General features: G+C 41.0%; 1 protein-coding gene. It reads right to left on the reverse strand.

Features of this window, described 5'->3' with window-relative positions; translation table 11 throughout:
- Positions 1-206, reverse strand: a 206-nt coding sequence (locus tag A3761_RS28405; protein WP_231881134.1) for a hypothetical protein, incomplete at its 3' end; no start/stop codon positions are given.
- Positions 207-317 lie beyond the last annotated feature (111 nt).

Below are 317 nucleotides of genomic sequence, written 5' to 3' on the forward strand. Positions count from 1 at the left end.
TCAAACACTAAAACTGCCATAACGATAATTGGCAGCATGACAGGTGCCGTAAATTCGTCAAGTTGAGCATCTAGCAATATGTCGTAAAGAAAGAGCGCAGCGACCAGAATCCCAACATAAGGAAGAAGTGGCATCAAATTTCTAAGAGAAGGTAACAATGCTTCACTTGCCGGTACAATTTTCATAGGGTCCTTTCGTGTAATCATTGCAAATACCGCAAACACGAGCATACTCAGAAGAAAAACCCTGAAGCCCCAATGAAACAGCTCGTCTGTCACAACTTCTTTATTAAGTATTGCAATACCAACTACAAGCAA

This window comes from Oleiphilus sp. HI0123, from assembly GCF_001635315.1.